The sequence below is a fragment of the Actinokineospora xionganensis genome, assembly GCF_014323725.1.
Taxonomy (GTDB): domain Bacteria; phylum Actinomycetota; class Actinomycetes; order Mycobacteriales; family Pseudonocardiaceae; genus Actinokineospora; species Actinokineospora xionganensis.
Genome location: NZ_JABVED010000010.1, coordinates 36,789 through 56,209 on the forward strand (window position 1 = coordinate 36,789; position 19,421 = coordinate 56,209).

General features: G+C 68.2%; 17 protein-coding genes. 6 read left to right on the forward strand and 11 right to left on the reverse strand.

All coding sequences use genetic code 11. The annotated features are described in order from the left end of the window. Nucleotides 1-24 precede the first annotated feature (24 nt). Complete coding sequence (locus GPZ80_RS18100; RefSeq protein ID WP_187221570.1) at nucleotides 25-612, forward strand: DinB family protein; 588 nt, start codon at nucleotides 25-27, stop codon at nucleotides 610-612. A gap of 168 nt (nucleotides 613-780) precedes the next feature. Here GPZ80_RS18100 and GPZ80_RS18105 read toward each other — a convergent pair whose 3' ends face one another. Then, nucleotides 781-1,236: a hypothetical protein gene (locus GPZ80_RS18105; protein ID WP_187221572.1), complete on the reverse strand. Its 456-nt coding sequence runs from the start codon at nucleotides 1,234-1,236 to the stop codon at nucleotides 781-783. Nucleotides 1,237-1,543: 307 nt separating this feature from the next. Between GPZ80_RS18105 and GPZ80_RS18110 the strand changes: the two genes are divergently transcribed. From GPZ80_RS18110 to GPZ80_RS18120, 3 genes are all read left to right on the forward strand, one after another. Beyond that, on the forward strand, nucleotides 1,544-2,290 hold the full coding sequence (locus tag GPZ80_RS18110) for a response regulator transcription factor (RefSeq protein ID WP_187221573.1): 747 nt from the start codon (nucleotides 1,544-1,546) through the stop codon (nucleotides 2,288-2,290). Between the two features lie 122 nt (nucleotides 2,291-2,412). Further along, nucleotides 2,413-4,245 carry an acyl-CoA dehydrogenase gene (locus GPZ80_RS18115; protein WP_187221576.1) on the forward strand — a complete coding sequence of 611 codons (1,833 nt, stop codon included), beginning with the start codon at nucleotides 2,413-2,415 and terminating at the stop codon, nucleotides 4,243-4,245. A 227-nt stretch (nucleotides 4,246-4,472) separates the two neighbouring features. After that, nucleotides 4,473-4,760, forward strand: a complete 288-nt coding sequence (locus GPZ80_RS18120; RefSeq protein ID WP_187221578.1) for a GlsB/YeaQ/YmgE family stress response membrane protein — start codon at nucleotides 4,473-4,475, stop codon at nucleotides 4,758-4,760. A gap of 121 nt (nucleotides 4,761-4,881) precedes the next feature. On the opposite strand, the gene GPZ80_RS18125 is transcribed toward GPZ80_RS18120, so the two are convergent. The 3 genes from GPZ80_RS18125 to GPZ80_RS18135 all read right to left on the reverse strand — a co-directional run bounded on the left by GPZ80_RS18125 (nucleotide 4,882) and on the right by GPZ80_RS18135 (nucleotide 8,923). After that, the gene (locus GPZ80_RS18125; protein WP_187221580.1) at nucleotides 4,882-6,732 is read right to left on the reverse strand and encodes a VanW family protein; all 1,851 of its coding nucleotides are present in this window, start codon (nucleotides 6,730-6,732) and stop codon (nucleotides 4,882-4,884) included. A gap of 30 nt (nucleotides 6,733-6,762) precedes the next feature. Then, nucleotides 6,763-7,056 (reverse strand): GroES family chaperonin, encoded by a 294-nt coding sequence (locus GPZ80_RS18130; RefSeq protein ID WP_187221923.1) that lies wholly within the window; start codon nucleotides 7,054-7,056, stop codon nucleotides 6,763-6,765. A 70-nt stretch (nucleotides 7,057-7,126) separates the two neighbouring features. Further along, entirely contained in the window at nucleotides 7,127-8,923 is a 1,797-nt protein-coding gene (locus GPZ80_RS18135; protein WP_187221925.1) for an NHL domain-containing thioredoxin family protein, read from the reverse strand. A gap of 104 nt (nucleotides 8,924-9,027) precedes the next feature. On the opposite strand from GPZ80_RS18135, the gene GPZ80_RS18140 reads away from it, so the two are divergent. Then, nucleotides 9,028-9,525 (forward strand): hypothetical protein, encoded by a 498-nt coding sequence (locus GPZ80_RS18140; RefSeq protein WP_187221582.1) that lies wholly within the window; start codon nucleotides 9,028-9,030, stop codon nucleotides 9,523-9,525. Here the strand turns inward: GPZ80_RS18140 and GPZ80_RS18145 are convergent, their stop codons facing one another. The 7 genes from GPZ80_RS18145 to GPZ80_RS18175 all read right to left on the reverse strand — a co-directional run bounded on the left by GPZ80_RS18145 (nucleotide 9,526) and on the right by GPZ80_RS18175 (nucleotide 18,833). Beyond that, nucleotides 9,526-9,984, reverse strand: a complete 459-nt coding sequence (locus GPZ80_RS18145; RefSeq protein WP_187221584.1) for an SRPBCC family protein — start codon at nucleotides 9,982-9,984, stop codon at nucleotides 9,526-9,528. 21 nt (nucleotides 9,985-10,005) lie between these two features. Further along, nucleotides 10,006-11,028, reverse strand: a complete 1,023-nt coding sequence (locus tag GPZ80_RS18150; protein WP_187221585.1) for a M4 family metallopeptidase — start codon at nucleotides 11,026-11,028, stop codon at nucleotides 10,006-10,008. Between the two features lie 67 nt (nucleotides 11,029-11,095). Continuing rightward, on the reverse strand, nucleotides 11,096-13,303 hold the full coding sequence (locus GPZ80_RS18155; RefSeq protein WP_187221587.1) for a hypothetical protein: 2,208 nt from the start codon (nucleotides 13,301-13,303) through the stop codon (nucleotides 11,096-11,098). Nucleotides 13,304-13,475: 172 nt separating this feature from the next. Then, complete coding sequence (locus GPZ80_RS18160; protein ID WP_187221589.1) at nucleotides 13,476-14,234, reverse strand: amino acid ABC transporter ATP-binding protein; 759 nt, start codon at nucleotides 14,232-14,234, stop codon at nucleotides 13,476-13,478. A 5-nt stretch (nucleotides 14,235-14,239) separates the two neighbouring features. Then, nucleotides 14,240-15,082, reverse strand: coding sequence for an amino acid ABC transporter permease (locus GPZ80_RS18165; RefSeq protein ID WP_187221591.1), 843 nt, complete (start codon nucleotides 15,080-15,082; stop codon nucleotides 14,240-14,242). 2 nt (nucleotides 15,083-15,084) lie between these two features. After that, nucleotides 15,085-15,930, reverse strand: a complete 846-nt coding sequence (locus tag GPZ80_RS18170; RefSeq protein WP_187221593.1) for an ABC transporter substrate-binding protein — start codon at nucleotides 15,928-15,930, stop codon at nucleotides 15,085-15,087. Nucleotides 15,931-16,175: 245 nt separating this feature from the next. Then, a complete protein-coding gene (locus GPZ80_RS18175; protein WP_187221594.1) occupies nucleotides 16,176-18,833 on the reverse strand; it encodes an MGH1-like glycoside hydrolase domain-containing protein in 2,658 nt (885 codons plus the stop codon). Between the two features lie 108 nt (nucleotides 18,834-18,941). Between GPZ80_RS18175 and GPZ80_RS18180 the strand changes: the two genes are divergently transcribed. Further along, the gene (locus GPZ80_RS18180; RefSeq protein WP_187221596.1) at nucleotides 18,942-19,421 is read left to right on the forward strand and encodes a hypothetical protein; all 480 of its coding nucleotides are present in this window, start codon (nucleotides 18,942-18,944) and stop codon (nucleotides 19,419-19,421) included.

The window sequence follows — 19,421 nt, forward strand, 5'->3', positions numbered from 1 at the left end:
GCGGACTCTCCCGGGGGGACCGACATGCGCAAGCCCGAAGTCTTCGTCCAGGCCGACCGGGCGCTCGCTGCCGTCGTCGCCCGGGTCCAGGACGACCAGTGGGACCGCGAACTGCCGGACACGATGCGCTGGGCGTCGCACCTGGTCACTCTCAAAGACCTGGTCAATCACCACGCCCGCGACGACGCGTGGGTGCCCGACGTGCTGGCGGGCCAGACGATCGAAGAGGTGGGCGACCAGTACGAGGGCGACCTGCTGGGCGCCGATCCGCGGGCCGGGTTCGCCCGGTGGGTGGAGATCGCGGTCGACGCGGTCGAGCGGTTCCACGACTTCGACCGGACTGTGCACCTGAGCTACGGCGACTTCCCCGCGAGCGAGTACCTGCTGCACGTGACGGTGTTCCGCGGGATGGGTCTCTACGACATCGCCGAGTTCGTCGGCATCGAGCCGGAGGTGCCGGAGGAGACCGTCACGGCTCTTTACGAGGTGATCGCCCCGCGGGCGCAGGATCTGCGGGAGATCGGGGTGTTCGGCCCGGTGGTGGAGGTGGAGCTCGACGCCCCGCTGGAGGATCGGCTGCTCGGACTCACCGGCCGATCGCCGCTGCGGTGAGTGGCCACTAGTCCGCCTCCCCGGAATTCAAAGTTTGGGTCACCCGCGCTGTGACGGTGCGGATTGGTGGTAACCGCGGTCGATTAGCGTCACGGTCCCCTTAGGTGACGGTCGTATAGCGGGCCCCGGTCCGCAACATGCCCACACTGCGCCGGCACCACTGCGCCTCTAATTCACCCGGCTGCGGATCTCGTCGTACATCGCGGGCAGGCCGAACTCGCGGACGGTGGTGAGGACCTCGCGGGACAGCGAACCGAAGGGCTTGCCCACGTCCACCTGCCACCACAGGTCGCCGATGGGGACACCGGCGCCGACGAGGATCAGGTTGCCGATGCGCTCCTGCCAGCCGGTGCCCGCGTGGCCCGCGCCGCGCAGGTATGGGCGGATGCGGAGCTGGCTGGTCCACTCGTCGGTGGCGGAGACACTCAGGGCGAGGGTGAACCGGGTGGCGCGTGGGCCGAGGTTGGACTGCAAGATCGACACCTGGCCGACGTGGGAGTCGCGGACCATCCGGTAGCGGCGGCCCTTGCCCGCCAGCCCCAACGCCCGGAGACCAGGCGCGAGCCCGGTTTCGACCATGAGCCGGAACCACTCGTCCGCGTTGCGCACCGCGCCTGGTTCCACCGCCGCCCCCTTAGCCCCTGGGTTGGAATCACGCACCGCGTCCGACCGATTACTGATCTGACCCATGGTGACCTTATCCCGGACCCCCGACCGATCCCTAAACATTCCTTGCACTACTGACGGGTAAGGGAGTTTGTCTCACTCAGCGGTCGACGCGAGTACCGTACTGGAGTGTAATCTAGATCACAGAGTTATCACCCTGACGGGTGACTTTGTCAACGGCCATAGAAACGAACATCGAGCAGCACGTCACGACGTACGCACCCGCGCGTCCAGTCCCGGACGGGGAAAGTCTGGAGGACGTCGAATGCCACGCAGTTTCACCCAGCCGGGAATGGCCAGGGTCGCCAGGCCGCCGGAGGGCGGCTTAGGGGTCGCGCTTGTCGACGGCGTGCCACTGTTCCGCGAGGGCCTATCCGCGCTGATCATGCGCACAGCGGGCTTCACCTGGCTCGGCGCCACGGACACACCGCAGGGAGCCGTCCAGTTCGCCGAGCGGTACCACCCGAATGTCGTGCTTATCGACTCCGGACTCGATCCCCGCAGCCACCTGAGCAACATGCTCGCGGCGGCAAACCCGAGCCTGACCACGCTGGTCATGATCCGCGAGGCGCACCGGACCACCCAGTACGTGGCGACCGCGATCGCCTCGGGGGTGCACGGTGTGATCTTGCGCTCCGCGGAGCCGCCACAGATCATCGACGCGATCCGGGCCGTCCGCGCGGACCGACGCTACGTGGATCCCGCGCTCGCCCAGACGGTCGCGGCTCCGAGGGGGCGACTGACCAGGGTGCCGGACGCGACGCTGCCGCTGTCCCGGCGCGAGTTCCAGGTGCTGCAGCTCATCGCCGACGGGCTGGAGAACCAGGCGATCGCGAAGATCCTCTATGTCTCCGTGGAAACCGTTCGGACCCACGTGAAGAGCATTCTTCGAAAACTCGGCGCCCGTGACCGCACACACGCGGTCGCCGTGGGCTTCCGGTCCGGTGTACTACTCACTCAGGAACCACCACGTCAGCCCGCACCGAACACCCCTTCACGAACGGGCACGTGACCGGAACCACCGGCTCACCACCCGTCCGCGTTCGCGAATTCACTTGCCGAGGTTACTGACAAGTAATATCCTGTTGTTACCGGTGAGTAGCACTCTCTCGCGTGAAGACACGGAGCATCCAGATGGGTCACTACAAGAGCAACGTCCGAGACCTCGAGTTCAACCTCTTCGAGGTGTTCAACGTCCAGGACCGACTGGGCAAGGGCGTTCTGGCCGAATCCGACGAGGACACCGCCCGCGGTGTGCTGGCCGAGCTGAACAAGCTGGCCGTCGGCCCGCTGGCGGACTCCTTCGCCGAGGCCGACCGCAACCCGCCGGTCTACGACCCCAAGACTTTCAGCGCGACGCTGCCCGAGGCCTTCAAGAAGTCGTACAAGGCGCTCTGGGACGGCGAGTGGTGGCGGCTGGGCCTGACCAACGAGCTGGGCGGCTTCGGCCTGCCCCCGTCAGTGTCGTGGGCCGCCGCCGAACTCATCCTCGGCTCGAACCCCGCCCTGTTCATGTACATGGCGGGCCCCGGCTTCGCCGCCGTCGTGCACAACAACGGCACCGAAGAGCAGAAGCACTGGGCCAAGATCATGATCGAGCGTGCCTGGGGTGCGACGATGGTGCTCACCGAGCCGGACGCCGGTTCGGACGTCGGCGCGGGCCGCACCAAGGCGATCAAGCAGGACGACGGCACGTGGCACATCGACGGCGTCAAGCGCTTCATCACCTCCGGTGACCAGGACATCACCGAGAACATCATGCACCTGGTGCTGGCCCGTCCCGAGGGACACGGCCCGGGCACCAAGGGCCTGAGCCTGTTCCTGGTGCCGAAGTTCCACTTCGACTCCAAGACCGGCGAGCTGGGTGAGCGCAACGGCGCCTACGTCACCAACGTCGAGCACAAGATGGGCCTGAAGGTCTCCACCACGTGTGAGGTCACCTTCGGCCAGCACGACAAGCCCGCCGTGGGCTGGCTGCTCGGCGAGGTGCACGACGGCATCGCGCAGATGTTCCAGGTCATCGAGTACGCCCGGATGATGGTCGGCACCAAGGCGATCGCCACCCTGTCCACCGGCTACCTGAACGCGCTGGAGTACGCCAAGGAGCGCGTGCAGGGCGCCGACCTGCCGAACATGGTCGACAAGACCGCCCCGCGCGTCACCATCACCCACCACCCCGACGTGCGCCGCAGCCTGATGCTGCAGAAGGCCTACGCCGAGGGCCTGCGCGCGGTGTACCTGTACAACGCCACCTTCCAGGACCAGGTCTGGACCCAGGAGGGCGACGAGGCCTCGATCAAGCTGGCCGAGCGGGTCAACGACCTGCTGCTGCCGATCGTCAAGGGCGTCGGCTCCGAGCGGGCCACCGAGCAGCTCGTGCAGTCGCTGCAGACCCTGGGCGGATCGGGCTTCCTGCAGGACTACCCGATCGAGCAGTACATCCGCGACTCGAAGATCGACTCGCTGTACGAGGGCACCACCGCGATCCAGTCGCTGGACTTCTTCTTCCGCAAGATCGTCCGCGACAAGGGCCAGGGCCTCGCGTTCGTCGCCGGTGAGATCACCAAGTTCATCGAGAGCGAGAGCGGGAACGGCCGCCTGAAGCAGGAGCGTGAGCTCCTCAAGCAGGCGCTGGAGGACGTGCAGGGCATGCTCGGCGCCCTCATCCAATACCTGACCGCCTCGCAGGAGGACTCCCGCAACATCTACAAGGTCGGCCAGCACAGCGTCCGACTGCTGATGGCGACCGGCGACCTGGTCGTCGGCTGGCTGCTGCAGCGGCAGGCCGAGATCGCGCTGGCCAAGCTGGACGCGGGCGCCTCGGAGAAGGACAAGCCGTTCTACGAGGGCAAGGTCGCCGTGGCGTCCTTCTTCGCGAAGAACGTCCTGCCCGAGCTCACCGCCGGCCGCAAGATCGTCGAGTCGGCCGACAACGACCTGATGGACATCGACGAGTCCGCTTTCTGATTCGAGCGCTTCCCGCGGCGCGGACGGCGGCGGTCACCTCCGGGTGGCCGCCGCCGTTTTTCGTCCGGCACAACACGGGTGTCCGTCAAACGGGTTACAGCCGAAAGAACTTCACCCACTTGAGTGATATTTCGTCGGCGATCACTGTGCCACGACAGGCGAGGTCAACTAGTCGGTGCCAGGCTTTTCGTGAAGCGTTCGATCACGCCTCGAAGCGAGGAGCTGACATGGGTGTAGGCGGCATTATCAGCGCGATCATCGTCGGGGCCATTCTCGGCGTCGTGGGCCGGGCGATCGCGCCCGGCGAGCAGAAGATCCCGTGGTGGCTGACCATTCTGACCGGTATCGCGGCCGCGTTCATCGGCACGCTGCTGGCCAAGCCGTTCGGCTGGGACAAGACGGACGGGATCGACTTCCTGGAGATCATCCTCCAGGTGATCGTCGCGGTCATCGCGGTCACACTGGTGGCAGGCATCTGGGCGAAGATGCGCGGCGGCACAACCGCACGGCATTGACCCACTGAGAACAGCGAAGGGGCCCGGTGATTGAACCGCTCCCCGGAAGTTGGACTGGTAATCCAGTTCCGACTTGCGGGGAGCGGTTCATTCAATCACCGGGCCCCTTTCGTCGCGCTGATCAGCCCGCGGGTTGCGGCGGCGGGCAGATGATCTTCGGCTGCGGGTTGTACTTCACCGTCCGGGTGTTGCGCCGGACCTCCGCGCCGTTGGCCGCGTCGCGGATGATCCGGGTGTCGGAGGTGGTGAAGCCCGGGGCGCCGTTGCTGGGCTTGCAGTTGGTGGCCGGGCCCTGCTTCTCGAACGGCGGGGTCTCGGCCGTGCGGCCGCCGGGCACCGATTCGACCGTGTACTTCTTGGTGCCCCAGATCTTCACCGTGATCGACGACGGCGTCCAGATCGTCTGGATGGCGATGCCGGTGGCCGAGTCGTTGGTGAACTTCAGGTCGATCACGCTGTTGCCCGCGTGATCCTGGAACACCGTCGCCTCACGGGCGGCCGGGTATCGGCTGATGTAGTAGCTGTGCTCCTTGTGCCCGGCGTCCTTGAGCGCGGCGAAGTAGCTCGCGTTGTAGAGGGTCGTGGCGAACTGGGAGATGCCACCGCCGACCTCGCGCCCCGGGGCGCCGTCCTTGATCACGCCCGCCTCGACGTAGCCCTGGGCCGCGGTGCGCGGGCCGGTGTGGCCGTTGAGGCTGAAGGTCTCGCCGGGCTTGACGATCGCGCCGTTGACCTTCTGCGCGGTGACCCGGATGTTGACGCCGGAGTCCGCCGCGAAGCCCTGGGTGGTGAACTCGCCGATGACCTCCTTGATGCCGAGCCCGTTCGCCTGCTCGGTGGTCACCTTGGCGGGGGTCTTGGCGTACTCGACCTTGATCTCGCGGGGGTCCGGCTTCTTGAGCACGTCGAGCAGGTTTGCGAACGCGGTGTCGTACTTGATGCCCATGCCGTCGACCGACGGCGTCACCGACGGGGCGCCGCCTTCGAACACGACCTGCGCGTCCTTGCCTTCCTTCTCGGTGGACGCGAGCTGGGGCTTGACCGCCTCGGTGATCTTCGCGGTGTCCAGCTTGGGCGTCAGACCGCCGCCCTCGGCGACCTCGAAGGTCAGCGCGGAAGCGATGACAGCGGGCTCTATCTTGGCGTCCTTGCCGTCGCCCTTCACCACGACCGGCGCGGCGACAGCGGGCTTGGCGACCTCCTCGAAGGCGGCCTTCACACCCTCGGCGGTGGTTTTGACCGGCGTCTCCGTGACCGGGAGCGCGACCGCCTTGCCCCCCGCCCAGTCGGCGATGAGCGCCGCCCGGGCCTTGTCCGCGTCGAGTTCCTGGCCGGGCACCGGGTCGACCATGGCCGGGGTCGCGCCGTCGAACTTGATGCCGCCCTCGACCGGCGCGCGGGTGACCTTGGCCTTGAGCTGCTCGACGGCCGCGTCCAGGGCGGTGTCGTTCGTGCCGGTGACGACGCCGACCTCACGGGTGCTGAACAGCGAGGTGAGGCGGACGATCGGGTTGAGCGGCTGGTCGCCCGCCTGGTGGAGGGTGGCCGGCCAGTCCAGGGTGAGCCCGGACTTGGCCGGGTCGAGCTGGTCCTCGACGCTGCCCGCGCGGACCTGGACCGGCTTCGACAGGCGCGGCTCGATCTGCTCGCGCAGGGTGCGCTCGGCCTCGGACTGCGACATCCCGCCGACCTCGACGCCCGCGACCGTGACCCCGCGCGGGACTTCGCCGCTGCTCATCAGCAGGTCGACGCCGTAGAGCAGGCCGAGCGCGCCGAAGACCGCGCCCGCGATGATCGCGGGCTTGCGCCAGGAGCGGCCCCCGGGCGCCTCAGGCTCCTCGGGGTCGGCGGGCCGGAACTGATCGGTCCCCGCGTCCCATTGGCCGCCCGGGACCCTGGGGATGAACTCGGTGAGCTCCCCCTTCGATTCCGGCCAGCTGTGCTCCTGCGGCCACTTGTGGTCGTCCGGCACGCCTACACCTTCCCCTTGACGATCCCCGCCCTACAGATACAAACCGGTTCCGTGCTCAATGCGCTCACTCGCGATGGCGTGCACGTCCCGTTCGCGCATCACCAGTCGCCCCCGACCGTGGATCTCTACTTCCAGCTGGTCGTCGGGGTTGAACAGCACCCGGTCGCCGACCTTGATGTTCCGCACGTTGGTGCCGATCCCGAGAACGTCTCCCCACGCGAGCCGCTTGGCCACCTGCGCGGTCGCGGGGATGACGATGCCTCCGGAGCTGCGCCGCTCACCCTCCTCCGGGGTGAGCTCGACCAGCAGCCGGTCGTGCAGCATCTGGATCTCGAGTTTCTGTTCCGGCACCGACGAATGGTAACCGTCTACTCGCGCTCGACCCGCACGCGTGCTATGGACTGGCGTCCAGCCCGCCAAGCATCAGGGGTAGCCTGCCCGCGCCCGCGGCGGTCACCCGGACCGGGACGCCCCAGTCCTGCCTGGTCAGGTGGCACGCGGCGTGCTCGGAGCCGTCGTCGTCACAGCTGGCCGCCTGGGCCACGACGTGCAGCACACCCTCTTCGATGCCCTCGGCGACGACCAGCCCGCGGGTCAGGTCGGTGCCGACACCCGCGCCCTCGACCAGCAGTTCCGGCGGTGAGGAGGTCACTTCCAGCCGGGTCGACGGGCCGTAGCGGTCATCGAGCTTCTGCCCGTTCTGCGGGGTGAACACGACGACCAACTCCACCTCGCCGGGCGCGAGGTCCGACGGCTGCCTGCGCACCTCGTGCGCCTCGCCGTCGACGTGCAGGGCGGCCGCCGTGTGCCGTTCGAGTCGGTGCGCGGCGGAGGCGACCACGATCAGCTCGCTGCCCCGCACGACGATGCCCGACGGCTCGGCGATGCCGGTGACCAATGTGCTGACCTGCCCGGTGGCCGGGTCGTAACGGCGGATCGCGCCGTTGTAGGTGTCGGCGATGGCGACGGTGCCGTCATCGAGGACCGCGACCCCCAGGGGGTGCTGCAGCAGTGCTTCACCCGCGTCGCCGTCGCGGTGACCGAAGGCGAACAGGCCCTTGCCGACCGCGGTGTGCACGGCGAAGTCCTCCGCGTCGATCCAGCGCAGGGCCGAGGTCTCGGCGTCGGCGAGCCACAGGCGGTCGGCGGCGGAAGCGAAGCCGGAGGTCTGGGCGAAGAAGGCCTCGCTCGGCGCGCCGTCCGCCAGGCCCTCGACGGTCGTGCCCGCGAAGCGGGAGACCTCGCCCGCGACCGGGTCGAACCGGCTGAGCGTGTGGTTGCCGGCCATCGCGATGACGACGCCGCCCGCGGGCTCCCACCAGGCCACGTCCCACGGGCTGGTGAGGTCGATCTTGGTCGCCGGGCCGTCGGTCTCGCCCGCAAGCCATTGGTCGCCGGTCCCCGCGACCGTGGTGACCTCGTTGGTGTGGAGGTTGATTCCGCGCAGTAGGTGGTTGACGGTGTCAGCGACGACGACGTGGTAGCCGACCGCCTCGGCGACCGGCGCGGGCAGCAACGTCAGGCCGGAGGGCTCGGAGAAGGTGGCTTCGACACCGTCCTGGCGGCCACGCTCACCAGTGCCGAACACCCGGACGATGTCGTCACCGTCGAGCTCGACGACCCGGTGGTGGGTGGTGTCGGCGACGAGCAGCGTCCCGGTCCCGGTCTCGATGGCCTTCGCCGGGAAACGCAGGTCGGTGTCGGCGGGCACGGGGGGCACGTAGGGACCGTCGCCCCGGTGCAGCGTGCCCTTGGCCTCGTGCTCGGCGACGACCTCGGTGATGACCCGGCGCAGCGCCTCCACATGCCCCTCACCCGCGGCGACGTGCACGACGTAGCCCTCGGGGTCGATGACGACGAGCGTCGGCCACGCCTTGACGGCGAAGGCCTGCCAGGTGGCCAGTTCCGGGTCGTCGAGCACCGGGTGGTGCACCCCGTAGCGCTCGACGGCCGCGGCGAGGGCGTCGGCGTCGGCCTCGTGCGCGAATTTCGGCGAGTGGACGCCCACGGTGACCAGGACGTCGGCGAACTCGGCTTCGAGGGGACGCAGTTCGTCGAGGACGTGGAGGCAGTTGACACAGCAGAAGGTCCAGAAGTCGAGCAGGAGGACCTTGCCGCGGAAGTCGCCCAGGTGCAGGGACTTGCCGCCGGTGTTGAGCCAGCCACGCCCGACGAGTTCGGCGGCACGCACCCGGCCGCGGGTTCGAGAAGTCACATGCGAAGTGAACACCGAGGGCGGCCCGGCTGTTCCTGCGGCTGTTACGTTCCCGTCCAACTACCTGGGAGGACCCGACAATGAGCCAACCACCGAGCTACCCGCCTGGTCAGGGCTATGGGCAGGACAACTGGGACACTCCCGAACAACAGGGATGGCAGGGCTCGCCCGCGCCGCAGCCCTATCCCCAACACCCCTATACCCAGCAGCCCTACCCGCAGGCCCCGCCGTACTCCGAGCACCAGGCGTATCCACAGCAGGCCCTGCCACCGGACCCCAAGCCGAACACCGCCGCGTTCGGCAAGGCGTTCGCCGCCGCGGGAATCTCGGTGCTCGTGCTGTTCGGCTTGCTCATGGCCGCGTTCGGCTTCCCGGATTCGGGAGGGAGCGCGGGCGAGAGCGTGGGCCGCTTGGTCGGGCGGATGTCCGTCCTGGTGGGGATGGCCGGTGGCGTCGTGGGCCTGATCGCCAAGAACAGCCGCAAGTTGTGGCCATCGTGGCAGTACTACCTGCTCACGGTGCCCGCCGTGCTGATCCTGCTGGTCATGACGACGGCCGGATCGCTCAGCCGGACTTGATCAGGACTCCGCGGCCTGCTTGAGCTGGGCCAGGGTGCGCTCGATGTTGCGCTGGTTGTGGGTCCGGCGGTCGCTGACACCGGTCCCGATCACAGTGAGCGGGCGCAGCCACCCCGGGCGCTGGTCCCAGGTGCTCTCGATGACCCGGCAGCCGGTCTCGGTCGGCTCGATGTCGTACTGCCAGCGCGAGACCGGCAGGCCGAGGAACTTCACGTCGAAGGCGAAGCGGGTGGGGTCGGCGTCGGTCACGGTGGACACCGTCGACCAGGCGCGGGGGCCGCGGCGGTTGATGCCGCGGAAGCGGGCACCGACTTTCGGGCCCGCGGCGCCGTCGAGCCAGGTGCCGCGGGCGAACTCCTCGGACACCCGCGCCAGGCCTGGAAGGTCGCTGACCAGGGCGAACACCTGGTCCGCAGGGGCTTCGACATCGACCTGGGCGCGGGCGTCCGGTGAGTTCATAACCTCACCTTAAACGATTTGTCATACCGACGGTATGCCACGAGCGGCGAAGGCCGCGCGAACCGTGGCGGCCGCGTTCGCGCCGTACATCGAGTTGGCCGTGTCGATGGTGGTCAGGGCCGCGGCGGTGAACGAGGTGTCCGGGGCGAAGCCGAACTGGGCGTTGATGATGATCCGGTCGGCGACCTTGGCGCCGAGGGCGTTGCGGATGTCCCAGAGGGCGCGCGACCAGATCATGCCGTCGCGGTGGACGCTCGTGTTGGTCATGTCCGCGTACTTGCGGTCGGTGTCGATCCGACGCAGGCAGTGCGGCTCCGTGCTGGTGTAGCTGACCGCGTCCCAGTCGGCGACGCAGGCGGCGGGGGCGTTGACCGGCCAGTTGTAGCTCTGGGCGGCGGCCAGACCGACGGTGACGGCGAGGTAGTCGCCGAACGCCTCACCGATGGAGCCCGCCTCGTGCGACGTGCCGAAGCCCGAGACCTGGGCGTCGTGCACCGCGTGGCCGTACTCGTGGACGATGACCTCGCCGTCCTCGGCGTCATCCACGCCGCCCTTGCCCATGCGGATGATGTCGTGCTTGTCCCAGGAGTACGAGTTGTCCTGGCCCCACTGGTTGGTGCGGATGTCCTGCGATTCGGCGTTGACCGGCCGCAGTTGCGAGCCGAATCCGAGGGACTGCAGGTATTCCTGGGCCTCGTTGCCCCAGAAGTACGCCATGACCTGTTCGAATTCGTCCTGGTTGCGGGTGTAGACGAATCGGCCGTCGGACGACTTGGCCGGGTTTCCCGTTTCCGCGCGAACGTTGACCCAGCGCCCGGTGAGGGTGCCGGAGCCGTCGAGATTGCGCAGCGGGACGGTCGCGTACGCCGAGGCGGGCACGGCGGAGTCGGCGTCCTTGGCGTCGGTGAGAGCCTGGTTTCCGCTGGACTGCACGGGGTTGACCATGAAGACCTGGCCCACGCCGGTGGTCGGCGCTGCCTCCGCGGCGGGTACGGCGGTGACGGCGAGCCCTAATGTCAGGGCAAGGACGGTGCGGCGTCGCATCGGATCTCCAATGGCCAAAGGTGCACGGTGCCTGCATCCTGCCCCGCGCGGGGGCGCAGTGGAAGGGTTAGTTGTTGCGCCGCAACATTCGCGTGACACCGGCGGCGACCGTGGTGGCGAGAATCCAGCCCGCGGCGACCAAGGTGGCGGCGATCCACTGGGAGGCACCGCCGACCGTCCACTTGTTCTTGTGTCCGAAGTCGACGATGGGCACGATGAGGTCGAGGGTGTACAGCACCGGGTTCCACACCAGGTGATCGTCCTCGTTGGACTCCCGCGGGGCGTCGATGGTGGCGAACCAGACCGATCCCGCCACCAGGCAGGCGATCAGCCAGGCCAGCGCGCGGGTGGGCCGATAGCCGTAGCCGACCATGGACCGCTGGAACCAACTCCACGCGTGGATGCCCGGCCGGGTCACGCGCGCACCGTCGGCGAGGGCGATGTAGCGGCGGCGTTGCTTCTCCACGAGCACCATGGCGGCGTGTTCCTCGTTGCCGGAGGCACGCAGCATCGCGGCGAGTTGGTCGTAGGCGCCGGGTCGGTAGACGTCGCGCATGCCGTGCAGCAGCCAGGCGAGCCGCTCGGCGACCCGGGCGTCGTCGTCGAGGCCGACCGGGATGGTGAAGGCGTCGTAGCGAAAATCCTGCAGTTCGATGCCGCCCGCGGCGTGCCACACGGCTTCGTTGTCGGCGAGCGCCGCACAGTGCAGGTGCCGCAGGTCGACGCGGCCGCCGGGCGGCGTGCCGACGTCGATGCGGAGTTCCTGGGTCTGCACGCCGTAGGCGTTCAGCGCGACGCCGTTGGTGCCACTGGCCAGCCGGGCGCCGTGGAAGTTGGTTTCCCGGCCCACTTCGGCGCGGCGGATGCGGATCTCGCCTTCGGCGTGGCTGTCGGCGAGGATCAGGTCTCGGCCGATGTGGGCCACCCGCAGGTCCAGCGACGGCTTCGGAGACCGGTCGCGGTGGTAGTTGCCGGGCGCCAACAGCTTGCTGCCGCGCAGGTCGACGTTGGCGCCGATCGTGATGCCGGGCAGCAGCAGCGAGCCGAAAACGGTGGCGGAGCGGGCGTCGAGGTTGCCGCCGACGGTGAAGCGCCTGCCCTCCAGGGCGTCGCCCGAGCGGTTGCTGAACACGGCCCGATCGAGCAGGACACTGCCCTGGACCTTGACGTCGACGAACCGCGCCTGCCCGGCGATGCGGGCGTCGCGGGCGTCGATGCCGCCGCGGACCTCGGTTCCGTCGAAGTGCAGGGACCGGTCGGTGTACGGGCCGGGCCGCGGCCCGTCCGCGTCGTCGCGGAACGTCTCGCGGCCGCCGGACAGGTCGACCCTGGCGTGCGCCAGCCGCAGCGAGCCGCCGATGTGCGCGTTGACGATGCGGACCGTGCCGCTGCTGGCGAAACCTCGGTCGAGGTTGACATTTCCGTCCACTTTGGACCGGTCGGCGACCAGGGTGGCGTTGGGGTCGTAGAACGGATCGTCCGGCGGCACCGGCCGCGAGTGCTCGGTGCGAGGCGCGAGTTTGGCTCCGCGCAACGAGAAGTCGCTGTCGATGCGGGCGCTGGCCAGCAGCACTTGGCCGACGCTACGGAAGGGCGCTCCGGTCGCGCCGTCGGGGGTGAGGTGCAGGTTGCCGCCGACTTGCATGCCGTTGCCGTTGAGCGCGAAACCCTTGGGGTTGTTGAGAAGCGCGCCGGCGAAGTTGACGTTGCCGCCGGTGCGCATGCCCGGGATGCGAATCTCGCCCTCGGCCTGGAGGTTGGCCGCGAGCAGCGCCCCGGCGAGTTGCAGCCGGTTGGCGTGCAGCGCCGGGCCGCCCGCGCCGAACAGCTTGCTGCCGCGCAGCACAAGGGATCCGTGGATCTCGGCGTCGACCAGGTCGACCGTGCCCTGCACGACGGTCCCGGCGACCAGCAGGACATCGTTGTCGGTGCGCAGGTTCCGCCCGAAGAGCCCGGGAAGCGCGCAGTCGCGGAACTCGACGCCCGCGAGCTTGCCCTGCCGGAGGTCGGGCGCGAACTCGAACCGGCAGCGGACGAATTCCAGGAGATAGGGGAACTCGACCCCGCGCAGATCGAGTTCGCCGATCAGGAACTTGTCGGCGACCGTCAGCACCGGCGCGGTCGCGGGCTTGCGCCTGCGCAGCACGCCCCCGCTGTCCGGCTCGACCGCGCGGAGCACGTCCGCGGCGAGCATGTGCGACCACTCGGGCGGGTTCGGCCGGTGCGGATCCAACACCGCGCCTGCCGGTTCCCCGGCCCAGTCCGCGATCGCCATGCGCTTCTCCTCGGTTGATCAACCCCAAGAAGTAAAACGCATCCCGGTCACGCTTGGTTCCGTATTGGTTGCATTGAGTGTGCGAGACATCCGGATGGACCAGCGGTTTCCGGCCACACCCACCCCAGGTCGCCCTGTTCTCCCCGTCTGTGGGGCGAACAGGGCGACGGGATCACTCGGTCACGTCGAGGTGGGTCGGGTCGAGCACGCGCCTGAGGAATGTCTTTGTGCGCTCGTGCTGCGGAGCGCCGATGACCTGCGCGGCGGGGCCCTGTTCGATGACGTAGCCGCCGTCCATGAACAGCACCTTGTCCGCGACCTCCTTTGCGAACTGCATCTCGTGAGTGACCACGAGCATCGTCATGCCCTCGTCGGCGAGTTGGCGCATCACCGTGAGCACCTCGCCCACGAGTTCCGGGTCCAGCGCCGAGGTCGGCTCGTCGAAGAGCATCACCTGCGGGTCCATCGACAGCGCGCGGGCGATGGCCACGCGCTGCTGCTGGCCGCCGGAAAGCTGGGCCGGGAACGCCCTGGCCTTCTCCCCGACGCCGACTTTCTCCAGGTTGTTCCTGGCGATCTTCTCCGCCTCGGCCCGGCCGCGGCCGAGGACCTTGCGCTGGGAGATCGTGACGTTGTCGAGCACGGACAGGTGCGGGAACAGGTTGAACGACTGGAACACCATGCCCAGCCTGCGCCGCGCCGCGTCGATGTCGACGTCGCGGTGGGTCAGGTCGACCCCGTGGACGATCACCTGGCCCGCGTTGGGCTGCTCGAGCAGGTTCACGCAGCGCAGGAGGGTCGACTTGCCGGAACCGGACGGGCCGATGATGCAGATGACCTCACCGGTCTTGACCGACGCGTTGATTCCCTTGAGGACTTGGAGTTCGCCGAACGACTTGTGCAGGTCGACGATCTCGACGGCGTTGCTCACCGGGGTCACCTGCTCTTCCGCTGCTTGGCTTCCAACCGGCGGACCAGGATCCCCAACGGGATCGTGATCAACAGGTAGGTCGCGCCCGCCACCACGAACGGGGTGGAATTGGCCACCTTGATGGCTTCGTCCGACCCGAGCTTGGTCAGTTCGCGCCCTGCCAGGGTGATGCCGATGACGGAGACCAGCGACGAGTCCTTGAACAGGACGATGAGCTCGTTGGTCAGCGGCGGGATGACCAGCCGAACCGCCTGCGGCAGGACGATGGAGAACATGGCGCGGCTGTGGGACATGCCCAGCGACCTGGCCGCCTCCAACTGCCCGGGCGGCACCGCCTGCACACCCGCGCGGAAGGTCTCCGCCATGTACGCGGCCGCGACCAGCCCGAGGCCGATCGCCACCTTGTCGTACGGGTCGAGCGGGAACTGCAGTCCATCGAAGGCGATCGGCAGGCCGAACCCGATGATCATCAGCACCAGCAGGGCGGGCAGGCCGCGGAAGATCTCGATGTAGGCCAGCGAGATCCACCGGTACGGCGCGAACGACGAAAGCCGCATGAGCGCGAGGATCAGTCCGAGCACGAAGCCGAGCACGTACGCCGAGACGGCGTAGATGATCGTGTTCTTCAGCGCCACGGTGAACAGCGCCGGGAACATGTTCTGCGCGGCCTTGAAGTCGAAGAACGATTTCTGGATCTTCGAGCCGTCGACCGTGAGGATGAGAATCGCGAGCAGCGCCACCAGCACGAGCGACTGAGCTGCGAGGCTCAGCTGGCGGCGTTTACGTGGGGACAACTTGCGGGCCCCGCCGGAGGCAGGGCCCGCAAGTGTGGTCGAGGAATCAGCCATGACTACTTGGTCTTGGGCGTGGACTTGGGCTCCGAGCCGATCCACTGCTTGTAGGTCTTGGCCCAGGTGCCGTCCTTGATGGCGGCGTCGAGCGACTCGTTGATGACCTTGAGCAGCTCGGCGTTGCCCTTCTTGACCGCGAAGCCGTACTGGTTGCCGCTCTCGATGGTCTCGCCGAGCTCGAACTTCTCGGTGACCTCGGGCTTCTTCAGCCAGTCGTTGACGACCGGCAGGTCCTGCAGGATGACGTCGATCTGACCCGACTGCAGCGCGAGCAGCTGCTTGCCCGCGTCGTCGAACTCGGTCGCCTCGATGCCCTTGTCCTTGGCCAGGTCGAGGCTCGTGGTGCCGGTCTGCACGCCGAGGCGCAGCTTCTGCGACTTGACCTCGTCGAGGGTCTTCGCCCCGCCCTTCTTCGTCAGGATCGAGAGGACCTCGTCGAAGTACGGGTTGGAGAAGTCGAGGTTCGCCTTGCGCTCCTCGGTGATCGTCATACCGGCGGCGGCGACGTCGCACTGGTTGGCGTTCAGGACCGCGCCGCTCTTGATGACGTCGAACTTGACGTCCGAGAACTCCTGCTTGGTGTTGAGCTTCTTCGCCGCGAGGTCGACCAGGTCGACGTCGAAGCCGACGATCTTGCCGCCTTCCTCGGTCTGGAACGGCGGGTAGGGAAGGCTCGTGCAGGTCGTGAGCTGACCGGCCTTGACCAGCTTGACGGCGGGCGCGCCGGGCGCCGCGCTGGTGGAACCGCCACCGGAGGTGTCGGACTTGGCACATGCGCCGACGGTGACCACGAGAGTCAACGCAGGCAGCAGCGCCAGCGCTGCAAGCTTGGAACGGTGCGCCACGGTGTCACTCCTCGTAACTTTGTTCAGATCAGTGCCCGCATACTGCCACCGTCACAGCGTGATGTGCAGTACTAGTTTGTTTGTCACGTCACCGCAGCCAAGTTGTTGCGCGACGTTGACCCGGCACGCATCATTTGCGCCCTATCAAGGTCAAGACCGAAAGATGTTCGCTCACCGGGCACCTTTCATGGGTTTCCTCGATCACCATCGCTTACCCAGCGTGGCGTGCGCCGTCGGAGTCCGAGTCAGCGCGAAAGCGGCCATCCCGCGATGAGCACCGCCACCAGGGCGGTCCATCCCGTCTGGTGCGAAGCGCCCAGGCCTTCGCCGGTGTCGCCGTCGAAGTACTCACTGAAAGTGACGTGTTCGGCCCACAGCGGCGAGTCCGTCGCCTCGATCCGCTTGCCGTCGGCTGGTCGGTGACCATCCGGTCCCGGTAGGAACAGGGCGGCCAGCCTGTGGGAGAGCTCGCGCGCGGCCACACCCGCGGTGACGTGGTTCGCCGAGCCGGTGGGCAGCTCGACGGTGATGCCGCCGCGGTGGAACTCGTCGAGCACGGTGAGCGCCTCGACCAGCAGGGCGTTGGTCGGGAACCAGACTGGGCCGCGCCAGTTGGAGTTGCCACCGAACATCGGGCTGCTCGACTCGCCCGGCTCATAGGCGACGCGGTGGCCGTAGCCGGCGATGTCGACGTCGATGCCGCCGCGGTGGGCGGCCGAGAGCGACCTGATGCCGTGCGGGGAAAGGAACTCGCCCTCGTCGAACATCCTGGTCAGGACCCGGCGCAGCTTCGTCTCGTCGAGCAGGGACAGCAGCGCGCTGCGCTTGCCGTCCTCCTCACGCCAGGTGAGGAACTGGCCGAACTCGGGCTGGCGGTGCAGCACGTAGTTGAGCCGGTCGGCGAACGCGGGCAGCTCGGTGAACACCCACGGCTCCAGCGACGCCGAGGCGAGCAGTGGGATCAGGCCGACCATCGACCGCACCCGCACCGGCCGGGACTCGCCGCCGCCGCGGGAGAGCAGGTCGTAGCAGAATCCGTCCTCCTCGTCCCAGATCGGCGTGCCCGCGGACCCGAAGTGCGTCGACGCCTGGGCGATGGCCAGGAAGTGCTCGACGAACTTCGTGGCGACGTCCTCATAGGCCTCGTCGTGGCGGGCCAGCTCCAACGCCATCTGCATGAGGTGCAGCGCGTAGGTGGCCATCCAGGAGGTGGCGTCGGACTGCTCGAAGCGCCAGCCATCGGGCAGCTGCTCGGAGCGGTTGACCGGGCCGATGTTGTCCATGCCGAGGAAGCCGCCCTCGAACAGGTTGTTGCCTTCCGGGTCCTTGCGGTTGACCCACCAGGAGAAGTTCAGCAGCAGCTTGTGGAACACCCGGGCCAGGAACAGCCGGTCCCCGTGCCCGGTCGCGCGCTGCTCGGCCCGGTAGACCTGCAGCGTCGCCCAGGCGTGCACGGGCGGGTTGACGTCGCCGAACTCCCACTCGTAGGCGGGCAGCCTGCCGTCGGGATGCATGAGCCACTCGCGGCACAGCAGGATCAACTGGTCCTTGGCGAAGGCGGGGTCGACCTGGGCGAACGCCACCATGTGAAAGGCCAGGTCCCACGCGGCGAACCACGGGTACTCCCACTCGTCGGGCATCGAGACGATGTCGGCGACGTCCATCTGCGTCCAGTGCCGGTTGCGCGCCCACGGCCCCTTCCGCTCGTCGGGCGCGGGCGGGTGCGCGGGGTCGCCTTCGAGCCATTCGCGAACCCGGAAGCGGTAGTGCTGCTTGGTCCACAGCAACCCGGCGTAGGCACGGCGGGCGACCTTCTTCTCTTCCGGCGTGTCACCGAGGGGGATGCGGTCGTAGAACTCGTCGGCCTCGGCCTTGCGCTCGTCGATGGTCGCCTGGAAGTTGCGGCCGAACGCGCGGCCGTGCCCTTCGCCCGCGATCAGGCGCAGTCGCACGGTCACGGAATCGCCGGGCGCGACCTCGTCGAACCGGTACCAGGCGGCGGCCTTCGTGCCCGGCTGGGAGGCGGCCTGGACGACCTGGCAGGAGTCAAGGTCGCCGTTGACGATGTGGTCGCCGATGCCGGACTTCGTGTACCGGCTTGGGTTGGCGTGGCGGCCGAAGAGGAGGGCCTCGTCGGTCTCGTTGTCGGTCACCAGAAGCTGCGGCTCGCCGTCGAAGTGCAGGGTGTACCGGCCGAGACCGGAGTGCTCGGCCACCACCCGCGACCAGCCGTCGACGGTCGAGGCGATCAACGCGGGCCTGCGCGCGTCCCGGCCCCACGACCACGTGTTGCGGAACCACACCTGCGGCACCAGATGCAGCGGCGCCGGGTCCGGCCCGTGGTTGGTGGCGGTGATCTCGACACAGACGTCGTCGGGCGCGGCCTTCGCGTAGGTCACCTCGACGTCGAAGAACCGGTTGCCGTCGAGGACACCGGTGTCGGCCAGCTCCGGCTCCCGCCCGTCGCGGCCCGCGGCCCGGGCCAGCTCACGCAGGCGCTCGTACGGGTAGGCGGCCTGCGGGTACCGGTAGACGGACCTCATCCAGGAGTGGGTGGGGGTGCCGTCGGTGATCCACCAGTACTCCTTGACGTCCTCACCATGATTGCCCTCTTCGTTGGTGAGGCCGAAGTAGCGTTCCTTGAGGATCTCGTCCTGGCCGTTCCACAGGGCGAGGCCCAGATTGAGGAACCCGAACCGGTCACAGATCCCCGCGATCCCGTCCTCACCCCACCGGTAAGCACGCGACCTGGCCTGCTCGAAGGGGAAATACCCCCAGGCGTCACCGTTCGCGGAGTAGTCCTCACGGACCGTGCCCCACTGGCGGCCCGCGAGGTAGGGGCCCCACTGCCGCCAGGGTGCGTCGGCTGTCGGGGACTGGGCCAACCTCTCGTGCTCACTCATCACCCCACAGTGTGCGGCAGCCCGTCGAAACCGGTGAAACGCCCCCGTGGCGTCCGCCAGGCCCGGTATGGTCGTCACGCAGCGGAGTGGGCGGGGGACTGAGACGGCATGGACGCGTTCGACAGCATCGCGGGATCACTGGACCGCGCATCGGCGCTAGGCAGCGGCGCGGGTGGGAGCGTGGGCACCGGCTTGCGTGGGGCGTTGCCGCCACCGCCGGGAAGCGGCGGGAAGTTCAACTTCGCGCCGAACGAGATCCGCACCATCGTCAAGGACTGGCTGGCACTGGCCGACGACTATAAGGCGTCGATTGTGAGATCCGACCGAACCAGTGAACTCGATGGCCCTGGGGACGAGGTCGCGAGCGAGCGACACGCGATGACCGCCAGCGCGTCGTTCAACGCCTATTTCGACTCTGTCCAGCTGAAATACACCTATTGCCTGGAGCAGGCGGCGAAATTCCAAGAATCATTGGATCGCTACCTGGGAACCGATGAGGCAAGCAAGATTAAGTTGCGACTCAAAGAAGACGTCATGCCACGGATCAATGATCGGCCCGCCGGGCGCGCCTCGGACGAAGGGATCTAG